This is a genomic window from Pseudomonas sp. GW821-FHT02C04, assembly GCF_059421845.1.
The window spans coordinates 18,073-31,687 of sequence record NZ_JBWKVT010000009.1 but is presented as its reverse complement, the minus strand read 5'-3'; the positions used below and the strand labels follow the sequence as shown (position 1 = coordinate 31,687).

The window sequence follows — 13,615 nt, the reverse complement described above, 5'->3', positions numbered from 1 at the left end:
CCTTGTCCCTGTGCAAGTTGGGCCACAGTAGTGAGCAGCGATTAACCGATGATTAACCAGGCGTATCCATGCACCGAACCTGCGAGACTCCGCAGCATTGCAAGCGGATGAGGCTATTAGAGACCCCGCGTTAACCCGGGGAAAGTACCGCCAACGTTGCGCGCACCGCCCTCTACCCGGCCTTTTTGCATGTTGTAAACCACGAACTGGTCATCAGTCAGGAAAATGTACCAGAGGTTATCGCTAAAGGTGGGATCAATTTGAGCTGCAGTGATAAGGCGATGCTTGTAAGGTTCAAGTCCGGGCAGTACAGCTGTTGGATGGTGACTTATTTGTCGCTTTGAAGTATCCAGCGTAAGGTGAGTTCCGTCATTCAACAGGAAACGGAATAGATACTTGTGCCCGATGGCTTCCAGCCAGGTGCCGGCAACAATTTTGTCGAAGTAGGGCAGGATTGGCGTCCATAGAGAGTTGGAGAGATTGTAAAACGCATCAGCCTTTCCAGTATCCTGGTTATAAGCACAAACCAATGGGCGATCACCGTTGTAGAAGAACAACCAGACTATATCCTTGTCGCCTGCCTGTGTCTGGGTGAATCCGAAGCGCAGGTTCTTGGCGTAGGCATCGAACCCTTCCCAATGGCCCTTGATCGGTTTCGGATAATCGTCTGGTACTTTCTCGTCGCCATTGTTGTAGCAGGAAAAAGTATCGGTATTTTTAAAGAAGAAATAAATCCGGTCAGGACCGGAGCGCCAGTCGATGGCGACAAAGTTGTTAAGTTTGGACATGTGATGTTTCCTTTGATGATTGGTGGTTAGTTAGTTGGTGTGGTGTTTATATGTTCTGCGGTTGAAGGCTATCGCGATAAATAACGGTCATGCACTGTTTTTGTGATTGCTGTTTGTTTCGGTTGGAAGTTGTTAAGTTGTCGTTTGTTGGTTTTTAGTTGCCGGTGCGGTGGTCTGCGTTGAGAAAGACATCGACCGTAATCGTGTACATCGGGATCGTGCTTTTCCTTGGAGCGGGCAATGCCCATAATTGCCGCTTAATCCTCTGCTGCTTGAATCACGTTTTTTCTCATGGAGCTCCCATGCACGTACTGGTTTGCGAAGACGATGAGTTGATCGCCAGTGGCATCGTCGCCGGGCTGACGGCCCAGGGCTTGACGGTCGAACACGTCAACACCGCCTCCAAGGCGCGGGCGATCCTCAAGGTCGCCGAATTCGACGTGATGGTGCTCGACCTCGGTTTGCCGGACGAAGATGGTCTCAAGCTGCTGCAGCAACTGCGTCAGCAAGGCCTGGAAATTCCGGTGCTGATCCTCACTGCGCGGGATTCGGTCACCGACCGGGTCGACGGTTTGCAGTCCGGCGCCGACGACTACCTGCTCAAGCCTTTCGATTTGCGCGAACTGTTCGCTCGTCTGCAAACCCTGCTGCGTCGGGTGGCCGGACGCAGTGTCAACCTGATCGAGCACGGCGCGCTGACCTACGACCCGAGCAGCCGCGAAACCACCCTGGCGGGCCGTTCGGTGGACCTGTCCCGTCGCGAACAATCCCTGCTGCAAGCCTTGCTGCACAACCGTGGCCGGGTGCTGTCCACTGAGCAATTGAAGGACAGCGTCTACGGGTTCAACGATGAACTGGAAAGCAACGCGCTCAACGTGCACATCCACCACCTGCGCAGCAAACTCGGCAAGGGCATCGTTGAAACCGTGCGAGGACTGGGTTATCGCCTGGGCCCGGCCGATGGTGGAGAAACCGACAAGTGATGAGTTTGCGCCTGCGCCTGAGCCTGACCCTCGGCGCCGCATTCGCGCTGATCTGGGCCCTGGCGGCGGCCTGGATGCTCAGCGACCTGCGCAACCAGATGATGTTTTCCCTCGACCAGCGGCTGGTGGCTTCGGCGCGGATGGTCGCCGGGTTGCTGGAGCAATTGCCGGCGATTCCGAGCAAGGGCGAGGGCACTCACTTCAGCGCCGAACAACTGAACATTCCTGGCGGGATGGCCTGTCAGGTCAGCTCGTTGCGCGGCGAAATCCTCGCCCGCAGCCACAACAATCCGGAACAGGCACTGGAAGCCCGGAAAATGGGCTTCCATGACCAGATGATCGACGGCGCACCGTGGCGCACGTTCACCCTGGCCCGGGGCGATGTGCGTATCACCACCGCCGACCGGGTGATCGAACGTGAAGCCCTGAACATGTCGATCCTGCTGGCAGCCTCGGTACCGGTGGGTGTGGCGTTGCTTGGCTGCCTGTGCCTGCTGTGGCTGGGGATCGGTCAGGGGCTGGCGCCGCTCAATCGCTTGCGCGAAGCTTTGATGCGCCGCAATGCCGACTCGCTCGAACCGTTGCAGTTGCAATCATTCCCCAGCGAACTGAAACCCTTGCTCGAGACCCAGAATCAGCTGTTCCAGCGCATCGGCAAGACCATCGAGCGCGAGCGTCGCCTGACCGGTGACGCCGCCCATGAACTGCGCAGCCCGCTGACGGCGATCAAGACCCACCTGCAAGTGGCGCGCATGACCGAAGGCAGTGCCCGCGATCAGTCCCTGGCCCGGGCCGAGGAGGGCGCCGACCGTTTGCATCGCACCCTGGAGCAATTGCTGTTGCTGGCCCGGGTCGAGGGCAGTCTGTCGTTCGACGACGGCGTGCAGTGCAGCGCCGAGCAAGTGGCGAAACTGGCGATTCAGGACTCTGCCAGCGATGAGCGGCAGCGGATCAAACTGCATCTGCCTGAGCAGCTGTCCAAGGCGCCCCTGCAAATGCCGGCGGTGTTGTCGATTGCGGCCTTGCGCAACCTGCTCGATAACGCCCTGCGCCATACCCCGACGGAAGGCGCCGTGGAGCTGACCCTGGAAACCACCGGCAACCGTGTGCGCTTCGTCGTGCGCGACCATGGGCCGGGGATTGCGCCGGACGATCTGCAACACCTGACCCAACGCTTCTGGCGCAACGGCCAGAGCACCGGCTGCGGGCTGGGGTTGGCGATTGTCCAGGCGATTGTTCAGCGCTGTGCCTGCACCCTGCATTTCGACAGTCGCCCGGATGGCTTGCGGGTCGAGTTGACCATGCCGCTGCAACCGGCCTGAGCCCGGCACATCAAATGTAACCTCTCTCCATTGGTCATCGGCCGGCCACGACGCTATTGTCGCCCCAGCCTTTGACTCAATGGATTGAGGGAAACAGCGCCATGGATGCATCCATCTACATTTGCCCGGCCACCCCGGCCGATGCCGGCATCATCAGCCGCATCATCGAGCGTTCGATTCGCGTCGGTTGCGCACTTGACCATCGTAACGACCCCCACCTTGTCGATGTCTGGATCCGCCAGCAATCGCCGGAACACATCAGCACCTGGCTCGCTGATCCGCAGCGCTATCTGAACATCGCCCTGATGCAAGGCCGACCGGTGGGCGTCGGCATGGCGCTGGCCGACGGCGACGTCACCCTTTGTCATGTGCAGCCGGAATGGTTTCGCCGGGGCGTTGGCCGGGCGCTGATGACTGACCTTGAAGGCTGGCTGCTGACTCGCGGCAGCGCCCGTTCCGTGCTTACCAGCACCCGCACCGGTGAAGCCTTTTATCGGCGTCTGGGGTATCGCGAATCGGCGCCGCCGCTCATTCGCCACGGCATGCGCAGCCTGCCGATGCACAAGTCGCTGCCGCTGTCGGCATGACAACTCGCTCAAGGGTGTAAATCCTTGAGGGTCTGGTGCGTTTCCAGAACAGGAAAACCTGCATGTGCGCCCCGCGACCGGAACGCGCACCTGTGCGGTGTGCAGTTTTGGTCACTATCCATAGCGAATTGAGGGGTCGAGAGATGTCAGTCGCCACCAGCCTTATCGAAGAGTCGTCGGCCCGGATCGCCTCCGCGCCGGCGGAAACGCTGTATCAGTTCAATGAATCGCCGCTGCTGGCCCGCCAGAGCCAGCAGGAATCCAATGCCCGCAGCTACCCGCGGCGCATTCCCCTGGCGCTGAAGCGTGCCAAGGGGCTGTATGTCGAAGACGTTGAAGGCCGCACCTTCATCGATTGCCTGGCCGGTGCCGGCACCCTGGCGCTGGGGCACAACCACCCGGTGGTGATCGAGGCGATCCAGCAGGTGCTGGCCGATGAGTTGCCGCTGCACACCCTCGACCTGACCACACCGGTGAAGGATCAATTCGTTCAGGATCTGTTCGGGTTGCTGCCGCCTGGGTTGGCCAAGGAAGCGAAAATTCAGTTCTGCGGCCCGACCGGCACCGACGCGGTGGAAGCCGCGCTGAAACTGGTGCGCACCGCCACCGGGCGCAGCACTGTGCTGTCGTTCTCCGGCGGTTACCACGGCATGAGCCAGGGCGCGTTGAGCCTGATGGGCAGCCTGGGGCCGAAAAAGCCGCTGGGTGCGCTGCTCAGCAATGGCGTGCAATTCATGCCGTTCCCGTATAACTACCGTTGCCCGTTCGGCATCGGTGGTGCGGCGGGCGTGAAGGCCAACCTGAGTTACCTGGAAAACCTGCTCAACGACCCGGAGGCCGGTGTGCAATTGCCGGCGGCGGTGATCGTCGAGGCGGTGCAGGGCGAGGGCGGTGTGATTCCGGCGGACATCGAGTGGCTGCGCGGTCTGCGTCGCATCACCGAAAAGGCGGGTGTTGCACTGATCGTCGACGAGATCCAGAGCGGTTTCGCCCGCACCGGCAAGATGTTTGCCTTCGAGCACGCCGGCATCACCCCGGACGTGGTCGTGCTATCCAAAGCCATCGGCGGCAGCCTGCCGCTGGCGGTGGTGGTTTACCGCGACTGGCTCGACACCTGGCAGCCGGGCGCTCATGCCGGCACCTTCCGTGGCAACCAGATGGCGATGGCCGCCGGTTCCGCGGTGATGCGTTACCTGGTCGAGCACAAGGTCTGCGAACACGCCGCCGCCATGGGCGAACGCCTGAGCGAGCACCTGCACATCCTGCAGCGTGACTTCCCGCAACTGGGCGACATTCGTGGTCGTGGCCTGATGCTCGGCGTCGAACTGGTCGATCCGAACGGCGCGCCGGACGCGCTGGGCCATCCACCGGCCTTCGCACGTCTGGCGCCGCTGGTACAGCGCGAATGCCTTAAGCGTGGCCTGATTCTGGAGTTGGGCGGGCGCCATGGCGCGGTGGTGCGGTTCCTGCCGCCGCTGGTGATCACCGCCGCTGAAATCGACCGCGTCGCCGAGATCTTCGGCCGTGCGTTGAGCGCTGCGACCGCTGCCCTGTAAATTTTTCGCCGCGCCGAACGTTCCTTCTACATACCCGGCTGCACCCGCCGTGCAGCCCACCCCTACAACGATGGAGACACAGCATGACGTCAGTATTCGACCGCGAGGACATCCTCTTTCAGGTCGTGGTCAACCACGAAGAGCAGTACTCGATCTGGCCGGATTACAAGGCCATCCCGGAAGGCTGGCGCACCGTGGGCAAGAGCGGCCTGAAGAAGGAATGCCTGGCCTACATCGAAGAAACCTGGACTGACATGCGTCCGCTGAGCCTGCGCCAGAAGATGGACGCGCAAGCGGCTGCACAGTAAGTCACCGGCCAAAAAGAAACCCGCTGGACTGGAAACAGTCAGCGGGTTTTTTCATGTCCGGAGGATTGTCGTTTGATCGTGCCCACGCATAGCGTGGGAACGATCACCTCTCCTCAGGCGCCGCTCAAGCCCTTGAGCAGTGCATCCACATTCCCTTCCAGTTCCGCCACCGGATCCGCCGCATCGGTGCTCAGCACCAGCAGATGACTGCCCGACTCGGAAATCGCCGCTTTCACCGCGTCCGATGGCTGGCGATGGTGCAGCACCACCGCCACGTCGTTGTCCTTGAGCGTTGCAGTCAATTTCTTCAGGTCTTCCGGTGTCCATTCGGCATCCGGTCGCGGATCCTGCCCGATCAACTCCAGATTCAGGCTGCCGATCAGATAACCGAAGTGATCGCTCAGGCTCATCACGCTCAGATTGTCGGCACTGGCCAGACGCGCTTCGCTGTCGGCGCTGAGCTTCAGCAGGCGCTGTTTCAGTGCCGCCAGATTGGCCTCGATCTTCGGTTTGTCCTTCGGCGCCAGGCGCACCAGATCCGCCGCCATCACGTCGGCCATGCGCCCCATGTTGTTGCTGGCCAGCCACGGCTGGCTGTTCAAACCATCGACGTTCAGCCCCGGCTGCACGGCGATGCCGGGCAGGGCGCCGTCCACCGGGCGGGCGGCGTCGACTTCGACGATGCGGATGTTGCTGCGTCGGGCGATCGGGTACAGCGGATCATCGGCCCACAGCGAGCGCACGCCGATCACCGCATCGGCGCCGGTGGCCAGTTTGCTCAGCTCCGGAGCCCCGCGCCCGGTGAAGTACGCGGTCTGGCGGCTGCCCGGCAGATTTGCCGGTGCTGCGCGTTCGAGGCTGATGTCGGTGCCCTTGAGCAACACTTCGCCCAGACCGTAGGTGATTGGCAACGAGGCCAGCACCCGCAGCGGTTTGGCGCTTTCGGCGGCGAATACGGTGGTCGTGGTCACGCTGCACAGGGCGATGGCCAGGGTCAGTTGTCGCAGTGAGAAAGACATTTATCCAAGGTTCCCTTTCAGGCTGGGGACGACACCCCGGGCAATGGCGGCGAGGGCGAAACCGATGCCGGCGACAAGGATGATCGCGGCGCCGGACGGAATCGGCAGGTCGAACACGATGGGCGCGAGAATCCCGCACAGCGTGCTGACCGTGGCGATCAGCACCGAACACCAGAAAAAGCCCTTGAGCGACTGGCTGAGCAAACGAGCCGCCGCTGCCGGAATCACCAGCAGCGCGCCGACCAGAATCGCGCCGATGACTTTTACCGCTGCGACGGTGATCAGCGTCACCAGAATCACGAACAGGTAATCCAGGGTCTTCACGGCAACACCACGCACTGCCGCCAGTTGCGGGTTGAAACTGGCGAGCATGATGCGGTTGTACAGCGGCAAGGCCAGGGCCATCACCAGCGAACCGACGATCGCCAGCACCGCCAGATCATTGCCGTTGACCGTCAGCACCGAGCCGAACAGCACGTTTTCCAGAATGTGTACGTTGATCTTGCCCGCCAGGATCAGCAGCAGGCTGGCACCCAGCGCCAGGGACACCGACAGGAACACGCCGATCAGTGTGTCCGGGGCCAGGCCGGTGCGGTTGCGCAGGTAATTGAGCAGAATGCCGAACAGCAGGCAGTAGCCGAACAGGCTGCCGTACGGCCCGGTGTAGGGTTCGCCGAGCAGAATGCCGATGGCCACGCCGGTCAGTGCCGCGTGGCCGACCGCTTCGGAGAAAAACGCGAAGCGCTTGACCACCACCAGTGTGCCGAGGCCGCCGAGCACCGGGCCGATCAACAGGCCGGCGAGCAGCGCGTTGACCACAAAACCGTAGGCCAGGGCTTCCGGCAGATAACCGGAGGTGGCCCAGCCCTGCACCATCAAACGAAAGGCTTCGTAACTCATCAGGCAGCGCTCCGTGGATGGGTCGAGAACAGGGTCAGCAGACGTTCCGGGGTCAGGGCCTGTTGCGGCGTGGCGTCGAACAGCACCCGGCGGTTGAGGCCGGTGACGCGATTGGCCAGACGCCCGACGGCTTCCAGATCGTGTTCGATCCACAGCACGGTGATGCCCGCCGCGCGCCAGTCGCCGAGCAGGCGTTCGAACACCTGGATCCCGGCTTCGTCGAGGGCCGACATCGGTTCATCCAACACCAACAATTGCGGGGCCGGGATCAGTCCTTGAGCAAGCAGTACCCGCTGGCGCTCACCGCCGGATAGCGCGCCCATCCGGCGTTTGCGTTTGTCCTGCATGCCGACCCGCTCCAGCGCCTCACCGATGGCGCCGGCGTAGCGTTTGCTCAGGCCAAGAAACGCCGGGCGGCGCTGGCACATGGCAGCCATGAAATCATCGACGGTCATTGGCAGGCCCCGATCGAACTCCAGCGCCTGCGGCACATAGCCGATGGTGCCGGGCTCGCCGGGCCATTGCAGGCTGAGCCGGCCCTGATGGGGCATCTGCCCGAGCAGGGTCTTGATCAGCGAACTCTTGCCGCCGCCGTTGGGGCCCACCAGTGCGTGCACGCTGCCGGGCTGTACCTGGAAGGTCACCTTATCCAGAATCGTCGTGCGACCGAGGGTCAGGCTGACCTCGGCGAAATCCAGCGTCGGGCCACTGCGGGTGATTGAGAGGTTTTCCTGAGCCGTCATGCGCCGGACTCCTGAATCGCCCGAACCACGGTGTTGAGGTTGCCGGTCATTTCCTTTTCGTACTTGTCGGCGGTGTATTCGCCGTAGGAAATGTGCGACAGCGGGTACAGCTTCACACCGGATTCGCGTTGAATGGTTTCGACGTAAGTGGACGGGAAATCCATCTCCGAGAAGATCACTTTCACGTCCAGTTCACGCAGTTGGTCGATGGTTTTCTTCAACTGACTCGGGCTTGGTTCGATGCCGTGGGCCGGCTCGACCACCGCCGTCACTTCCAGGCCAAACTCGCGCAGCAGGTAGTCGTAAGCCGCGTGCACTGTGGCGACCCGCAGTTCGGCGTTCGGTGCCTGGGTCAGTTTGGCCAGGGCGTCGGCGCGCATCTGCCGCAGGCGTTTGCCGTAGGCACGGGCGTTCTGGGTGTAGGTCTTGGCGTTGTCCGGGTCGAGTTTGCCGAGTTCCCGGGCGATGTTGTTGACCTGGGCGATCGAGGCGCTGATCGACAGGAACGTGTGCGGGTTCACCACTTTGCCGGCACCGCGCGCCGCGACCCCGGTCGCGGCCAGCAGCGGCACGTTTTCGTTGGCTTCGATGGTCTTGATGTTCGGCGTCTCACTGGCGGCGATCATGCGGTCGGCGAAGTCGTCATGGCCGACACCGTTGAGCACGATCACGTCCAGTCCGCTGATGCGCTTGATGTCTTCGGCGCGGGGCTCGTAGGCGTGCGGGTTGAAGCCGGCGGGAATCAGCGGCACGACATCGGCCTTGTCGCCGACGATGTTCGCCACGTAGCTGTAATAAGGGTGCAGGGTGATGCCGATGCGCAGGCGCTTGGCCGGATCGGCGCTGGCCAGCGGGCTCAGCAGGCAGGCGCACAGGCCGATCAGCAGCAGGCGCAGGAAGGGGCGGCGTTGAGATGAACTAGGCATGGGCAAGCGGTCTTCTCTCGAATGAAGGCGAGGGTTCAATGACGATGTTCGCGGGTCACCCCGGCATCGAATTGCGCGACGATCTGTTTCCATCCGGCAGCGGTCAGTGCCGCGTCGGACAGGTCTGTCGGCGCTTGCAGATCGGTGGCGCGGTTGAGCCAGATGTCCGGCGTGGCGTCATCTGCAGCGTTCAGGCGCATCAGAAACGAGCCGGCCACGGCGGGTGCCTGGCTGTGGCCGAAGTAGGCGGTGTCGGCCAGCAATTGCCAGGCATGGCCGCCACGGCTCACGGAGCTGGCGTCTTGGGCGAACGGTGCGAAACCTTCATCCGCCAGGTTCTGCGGGGTCGGCAGCGCTTGCTGTTCTTCACGCAACAGATGGATCTCGTCGAGGGTTACTCGCAGGTCGGCGTAGATGCCTTGCTCGCTGGCGCCGAGGTCGCGACGGGCATCGAGCTGATGGCTGGAAACCGGCTCCGGCTCGTGGGACACCCCGCGCCACGCCACCACGGAACCGGCGACCGCGAGGATCAGCAGGCACATCAGCAGCACATTGAGGGTTTCATGGCCGGCACCGGCCGGGCGTACAACCTGGGTGGTCGGCGTGGTCATGGGGCTTCGATATCCGCTTGGTCGATTTCGACGACATGGCCGGGGCCGGCGTCGAACAGCACGTAGAACTCGGCGCCGGGTTTCTTGAAGGTCAGGGTTGAATCGGCGCCGAGCTTGCCCGGCACCAGGATGGTTTCGTCGTAGCCGATCACATCGAGGGTCACCCCCGGTGCGCCGCTGCCGTCGGAGAAACCGCCGGTGCATTTGATCTGCTCGGCATCGATGGCCTTGCACTCGCACATCGGGTTGTGGGCCAGGGCGCTGGCGCTGAAACCGGCACACAGCACCAGCAATGCGGTGCTCATGCTCAGACGGGAAGGGCGGCTCATGGTTTGGCTCCTTGTTTGTTCAGCCAGGCAATAGTGGCGGGGGAGGCCTGGCTCAGCGGAATCGAGGCTTGGTGCATGCTGCCGTCCCAGCCTTCCATGGTGATCCACAGTTCGGCGTCGGCTCTGGTTTTGTCCGGGACGGGCATTTGCGTGCCCATGCTGTAAGGCGTGCCGAAGAAGATCGAACCGGCGGCGCGCAGGCTGCGTGGCTTGCCGATGCGCAGGTAGGTGGCCTTGACCTGTTCGACACAGGCCTCGCACAGCGCGGCGCTAAAACCCTTCAGATAGCCGGCTGCGCCATCGGGAAGCGGCGCTTCGTTGCGAAACTCGGCCAGACGCAGGCTCCACGGACCCACCTGGACTTCGCCGATCTCGCGCTCACCCAGCCCGCTGTCACCGCGAAACAACGCCTGATCGGCGAAGTACCTGGGCATGAATCCCAGCGGAATCAGCAACAGCAGCACGTTGATGTGGAAGCGCCATTTATGCCAGATCACGCTCAGCCGTGAGGGCTGAGCCATGGGAGTGGACTTGCTCACAGGTTGGCCTCCGACGGTTCACGGTGCAGGGCCGGTTGTGCCTGAACGCGCTGTTTCTTGTTCTCGCGCTTGAGGGCGTTGGCGGTCGCCAGCGCGGTGCGCTTGGTCCAGATCAACAGCCCGCTGAGGACCATCATGCTCAGCACCAGCCCGAAGAAGAACCAGATCAGCTTGATCCACAGCCCACCGAAGTCGCCGGTGTGCAGCGGACGCATGGACTCGGTGACGAACTCCAGGGAGGTCCGGTCGGAGAGCAGGCGCGAGGCGGCCACTTCACCGCTGTAGGGGTTGAGCGTGGCGGACTGGAACATCAACGGATACCAGCCGCGACCCCGGATATCGAGGTGGCTGTAAGCGTTGCCGGGCAGATTGATGGTGCTGGCTTCGAACCCGGGAATCCGTTGCTGGGCGATTTCGATGGCGTGGTCCAGGCTGACCCGTGGCGGAGGCGAACCATCAGCGGACAACGGCACGCCTTCACGGGACATGGCCGCGATGATCGGCTCGCTGGAGATGGAAATATGATTGTCGGAAAGAATGGCTTCGATCAGGAACCACACGGCGGTGACGGAGATCACCGCGATGAACCAGATCGACCAGATGCCACTGAGGCGGTGGAAATCGCCCCAGAAAATCCGCGCACCGTGACGCAGGCGCAGGGTCGGGCTGAAAAAGCCCTTCCAGAAGCGCTTGTAGACCACCAGCCCGGTCACCAGTGAAGCCAGCATCGGCAGTGCCAGAAACGACACCAGATACCAGCCCCAGCTGTAACCGTTGGTGAACGGCACCAGCCACCAGCCGTGCAAGGCTCGGGTGAAGGCTCGGAAATTGAAGTCTGGCGCGGTGCCCTGAATCACACCGGTGTACGGATTGACGTAGACCGTCACCGAACGCCCGTCAGGCTGACTGACGTTCACCTCAAGCGCGAAATGCGCTTCGTCGGGGCGACTGATGCGTTCGACCAGCAACTGCGGTTCGGCAGTCTTGATCGCGGCGATGACCTGGTCGTAGCCCAGCAGCGGGGCATCGTCAGAGGGTTGGGTGGCGCGCATTTGCGGGTTCACCAGCCAGACGATTTCCTGGCTGACCACTGCCAGGGTGCCGGTGACGCAGACAATCAGAACAAAAAACCAGATCGGCAACGCCAGCCAGCTGTGTACCAGGAACCACAGTTTCGAGCGGGATTTCTTTGACATGATGACGGATCTTGATTCGGTGAGAGGACTCGGCCACTACGGGCTTCGCAGCGCGGGAGTCCCTGATGGGCCGGTCGTGGCTTTTGCCTACGCGACTGGCCCGCATCTTTATAAGACGGATGACCGAAGCAAATCCCGATGAAGGATGTGAAAGTAAATGTTTCGCGACCGCAATCTCACCACGACGCCGGTCGACGTTGTGGTGAGCGGGAGGAAGGGATGGCTCAGCGCAGGAACGTCAGTGCTTCGGCGAGCAACAGTTCTGGGACTTCTTCGGCGAGGTAGTGGCCAGCGGGCAGGGGCTTGCCGCGCACATCGGTGGCCACTTGTTGCCATTCCCTGAGCGGGTCGAAGCAACGACCGACCGTACCTTCGGCGCCCCACAGCACCAGCAGCGGCAAGCTCAGATGATGGCCGGCCTCGAGATCGTTGCGGTCATGTTCCAGATCGATGTCGGCACTGGCCCGGTAGTCCTCGCAGATCCCACGGGCGCTGCCGGGCAGGCTCAGGCAACGCAGGTATTCAGCAAACGCCTCGTCAGTGAACGGCCTGAGCCCGGCGCTGCGGCTGCCCATGACGCTGCGCAGATAGCCTTCGGGATCGGCCTCGATCAGGGTTTCCGGCAGCGGTGCCGGGCGAATCAGGAAAAACCAGTGCCAGTAGGCCCGGGCGAAGGCCTCGTTGGTCTGGCTGTACATCGCCAGGGTCGGCGCTATGTCCAGCAACACCATGCGTTGCACGGCGTCGGGATGATCGAGGGCCAGGCGATGGGCGACCCGGGCTCCACGGTCGTGGGCGAGGATCGAAAACTGCGTAAAGCCCAGCGCTTGCATCAGTTCCACGCCGTCGCGGGCCATTTCGCGTTTGGAATAGTTGGCGTGCCGCTCATCGGCTGGCGGTCGGCTGCTGTCGCCGTAACCGCGCAGGTCGGCGGCAATTACAGTGAAGTGTTCCGCCAGTTGCTCGGCGACTTTGTGCCAGATGACGTGGGTCTGCGGGTGCCCGTGCAACAACAGCAGGCCCGGTCCGCTGCCTTTGATGCGGTAGGTGATGTCCACGCCGTTGACATGGCGCTGGTCTTTGACGAATCCGGCAAACATCGGGGTGATCCTTTATTCAGGCGGTTGGCCTGCATCCTGAAATCGCCGGGCGTTCATGACAAGGCGTGAAGCGTGGTTCGACGGTTCATGAATCGTGTTCGCCCATCCCCGCGCGTTGCGCGGGAATGGGCACTTGTTGTTGCTAACCCTGCTGGAACAGCTCTTTCGCCCGCTGCTCGATCTGCTCCTGAGTCAGGTCCTCCTTGCGCGTGGCCAGAAACCACAGATGCCCGTACGGATCTTTCAATGTACCGCTGCGGTCGCCGTAGAACTGATCCTTGACCTCGGACACGGCGGTCGCCCCGGCATCCAGTGCGCGCTGGAACGACTTGTCGACATCGGTCACGTACAGATGCAAACCGACGGATACGGCTTTGTCCGGATTGCTCAACGGACCTTGATCGCACGGCGAGCCGAGCATGATCGCGCTGTCACCGATGCGCAGTTCAGCGTGGCCGATACCGCCGTCGGGCATGGCCAGGCGCATGACTTCGGTGGCACCGAACGCCTTTTTATAGAAATCGATGGCCTCGGCGGCCTTATGGATGCCGAGATACGGGGTAATGCTGTGATACCCCTCGGGAATAGGTTGAACGCTCATGGCGTACTCCTTGTTTTTGTCGCCCTGTTTTTATGGGGGGGGTGAAGGTGTGCCTTCGCCGGAGTGACCGGTCGCTCAACTATAGGCGTGTGTCGCCGGCCCGACCG

The 13,615-nt window shown here is 62.2% G+C and carries 16 protein-coding genes; 5 read left to right on the top strand and 11 right to left on the bottom strand.

What is annotated here, in order from left to right; genetic code table 11:
- Positions 1-116 precede the first annotated feature (116 nt).
- Positions 117-788, bottom strand: a complete 672-nt coding sequence (locus tag AC07VV_RS25955) for a hypothetical protein (RefSeq protein WP_495037876.1) — start codon at positions 786-788, stop codon at positions 117-119.
- 302 nt (positions 789-1,090) lie between these two features.
- Between AC07VV_RS25955 and AC07VV_RS25950 the strand changes: the two genes are divergently transcribed.
- From AC07VV_RS25950 to AC07VV_RS25930, 5 genes are all read left to right on the top strand, one after another.
- Positions 1,091-1,771: a response regulator gene (locus tag AC07VV_RS25950; RefSeq protein ID WP_495037875.1), complete on the top strand. Its 681-nt coding sequence runs from the start codon at positions 1,091-1,093 to the stop codon at positions 1,769-1,771.
- The gene (locus AC07VV_RS25945; protein ID WP_495037874.1) at positions 1,771-3,093 is read left to right on the top strand and encodes an ATP-binding protein; all 1,323 of its coding nucleotides are present in this window, start codon (positions 1,771-1,773) and stop codon (positions 3,091-3,093) included. Before AC07VV_RS25950 ends, AC07VV_RS25945 begins: the two co-directional genes overlap by 1 nt.
- A gap of 101 nt (positions 3,094-3,194) precedes the next feature.
- The gene (locus AC07VV_RS25940) at positions 3,195-3,680 is read left to right on the top strand and encodes a GNAT family N-acetyltransferase (RefSeq protein ID WP_495037873.1); all 486 of its coding nucleotides are present in this window, start codon (positions 3,195-3,197) and stop codon (positions 3,678-3,680) included.
- Positions 3,681-3,823: 143 nt separating this feature from the next.
- Positions 3,824-5,236: an aspartate aminotransferase family protein gene (locus AC07VV_RS25935; RefSeq protein ID WP_495037872.1), complete on the top strand. Its 1,413-nt coding sequence runs from the start codon at positions 3,824-3,826 to the stop codon at positions 5,234-5,236.
- Positions 5,237-5,319: 83 nt separating this feature from the next.
- A complete protein-coding gene (locus AC07VV_RS25930; RefSeq protein ID WP_096821121.1) occupies positions 5,320-5,544 on the top strand; it encodes an MbtH family protein in 225 nt (74 codons plus the stop codon).
- A gap of 113 nt (positions 5,545-5,657) precedes the next feature.
- Here AC07VV_RS25930 and AC07VV_RS25925 read toward each other — a convergent pair whose 3' ends face one another.
- The 10 genes from AC07VV_RS25925 to AC07VV_RS25880 form a co-directional block, all read right to left on the bottom strand.
- Positions 5,658-6,563, bottom strand: a complete 906-nt coding sequence (locus AC07VV_RS25925; protein ID WP_495037871.1) for a metal ABC transporter substrate-binding protein — start codon at positions 6,561-6,563, stop codon at positions 5,658-5,660.
- A complete protein-coding gene (locus tag AC07VV_RS25920) occupies positions 6,564-7,463 on the bottom strand; it encodes a metal ABC transporter permease (RefSeq protein WP_096821123.1) in 900 nt (299 codons plus the stop codon). It abuts the gene before it with no gap.
- Positions 7,463-8,206 (bottom strand): metal ABC transporter ATP-binding protein, encoded by a 744-nt coding sequence (locus AC07VV_RS25915; protein WP_495037870.1) that lies wholly within the window; start codon positions 8,204-8,206, stop codon positions 7,463-7,465. Before AC07VV_RS25915 ends, AC07VV_RS25920 begins: the two co-directional genes overlap by 1 nt.
- Positions 8,203-9,132: a metal ABC transporter substrate-binding protein gene (locus tag AC07VV_RS25910; protein ID WP_102620413.1), complete on the bottom strand. Its 930-nt coding sequence runs from the start codon at positions 9,130-9,132 to the stop codon at positions 8,203-8,205. The genes AC07VV_RS25915 and AC07VV_RS25910 overlap by 4 nt, the downstream gene beginning before the upstream one ends.
- A 35-nt stretch (positions 9,133-9,167) precedes the next feature.
- Positions 9,168-9,743 (bottom strand): DUF6162 family protein, encoded by a 576-nt coding sequence (locus tag AC07VV_RS25905; protein ID WP_495037869.1) that lies wholly within the window; start codon positions 9,741-9,743, stop codon positions 9,168-9,170.
- Entirely contained in the window at positions 9,740-10,072 is a 333-nt protein-coding gene (locus AC07VV_RS25900; RefSeq protein ID WP_096821127.1) for a hypothetical protein, read from the bottom strand. The genes AC07VV_RS25905 and AC07VV_RS25900 overlap by 4 nt, the downstream gene beginning before the upstream one ends.
- A complete protein-coding gene (locus tag AC07VV_RS25895; RefSeq protein WP_493158718.1) occupies positions 10,069-10,593 on the bottom strand; it encodes a PA2404 family protein in 525 nt (174 codons plus the stop codon). The genes AC07VV_RS25900 and AC07VV_RS25895 overlap by 4 nt, the downstream gene beginning before the upstream one ends.
- Before the next feature lie 14 nt (positions 10,594-10,607).
- Complete coding sequence (locus AC07VV_RS25890; protein ID WP_495037868.1) at positions 10,608-11,807, bottom strand: PepSY-associated TM helix domain-containing protein; 1,200 nt, start codon at positions 11,805-11,807, stop codon at positions 10,608-10,610.
- A gap of 224 nt (positions 11,808-12,031) precedes the next feature.
- A complete protein-coding gene (locus tag AC07VV_RS25885; RefSeq protein ID WP_495037867.1) occupies positions 12,032-12,907 on the bottom strand; it encodes an alpha/beta fold hydrolase in 876 nt (291 codons plus the stop codon).
- Positions 12,908-13,049: 142 nt separating this feature from the next.
- Positions 13,050-13,508, bottom strand: a complete 459-nt coding sequence (locus AC07VV_RS25880) for a VOC family protein (RefSeq protein ID WP_096821131.1) — start codon at positions 13,506-13,508, stop codon at positions 13,050-13,052.
- Positions 13,509-13,615 lie beyond the last annotated feature (107 nt).

Excerpts from the sequence above, each read along its gene's own strand:
- AC07VV_RS25955 (WP_495037876.1), bottom strand. The coding sequence starts at position 788 with ATGTCCAAACTTAACAACTTTGTCGCCATCGACTGGCGCTCCGGTCCT.
- AC07VV_RS25950 (WP_495037875.1), top strand. The coding sequence starts at position 1,091 with ATGCACGTACTGGTTTGCGAAGACGATGAGTTGATCGCCAGTGGCATC.
- AC07VV_RS25945 (WP_495037874.1), top strand. The coding sequence starts at position 1,771 with ATGAGTTTGCGCCTGCGCCTGAGCCTGACCCTCGGCGCCGCATTCGCG.
- AC07VV_RS25940 (WP_495037873.1), top strand. The coding sequence starts at position 3,195 with ATGGATGCATCCATCTACATTTGCCCGGCCACCCCGGCCGATGCCGGC.
- AC07VV_RS25935 (WP_495037872.1), top strand. The coding sequence starts at position 3,824 with ATGTCAGTCGCCACCAGCCTTATCGAAGAGTCGTCGGCCCGGATCGCC.
- AC07VV_RS25930 (WP_096821121.1), top strand. The coding sequence starts at position 5,320 with ATGACGTCAGTATTCGACCGCGAGGACATCCTCTTTCAGGTCGTGGTC.
- AC07VV_RS25925 (WP_495037871.1), bottom strand. The coding sequence starts at position 6,563 with ATGTCTTTCTCACTGCGACAACTGACCCTGGCCATCGCCCTGTGCAGC.
- AC07VV_RS25920 (WP_096821123.1), bottom strand. The coding sequence starts at position 7,463 with ATGAGTTACGAAGCCTTTCGTTTGATGGTGCAGGGCTGGGCCACCTCC.
- AC07VV_RS25915 (WP_495037870.1), bottom strand. The coding sequence starts at position 8,206 with ATGACGGCTCAGGAAAACCTCTCAATCACCCGCAGTGGCCCGACGCTG.
- AC07VV_RS25910 (WP_102620413.1), bottom strand. The coding sequence starts at position 9,132 with ATGCCTAGTTCATCTCAACGCCGCCCCTTCCTGCGCCTGCTGCTGATC.
- AC07VV_RS25905 (WP_495037869.1), bottom strand. The coding sequence starts at position 9,743 with ATGACCACGCCGACCACCCAGGTTGTACGCCCGGCCGGTGCCGGCCAT.
- AC07VV_RS25900 (WP_096821127.1), bottom strand. The coding sequence starts at position 10,072 with ATGAGCCGCCCTTCCCGTCTGAGCATGAGCACCGCATTGCTGGTGCTG.
- AC07VV_RS25895 (WP_493158718.1), bottom strand. The coding sequence starts at position 10,593 with ATGGCTCAGCCCTCACGGCTGAGCGTGATCTGGCATAAATGGCGCTTC.
- AC07VV_RS25890 (WP_495037868.1), bottom strand. The coding sequence starts at position 11,807 with ATGTCAAAGAAATCCCGCTCGAAACTGTGGTTCCTGGTACACAGCTGG.
- AC07VV_RS25885 (WP_495037867.1), bottom strand. The coding sequence starts at position 12,907 with ATGTTTGCCGGATTCGTCAAAGACCAGCGCCATGTCAACGGCGTGGAC.
- AC07VV_RS25880 (WP_096821131.1), bottom strand. The coding sequence starts at position 13,508 with ATGAGCGTTCAACCTATTCCCGAGGGGTATCACAGCATTACCCCGTAT.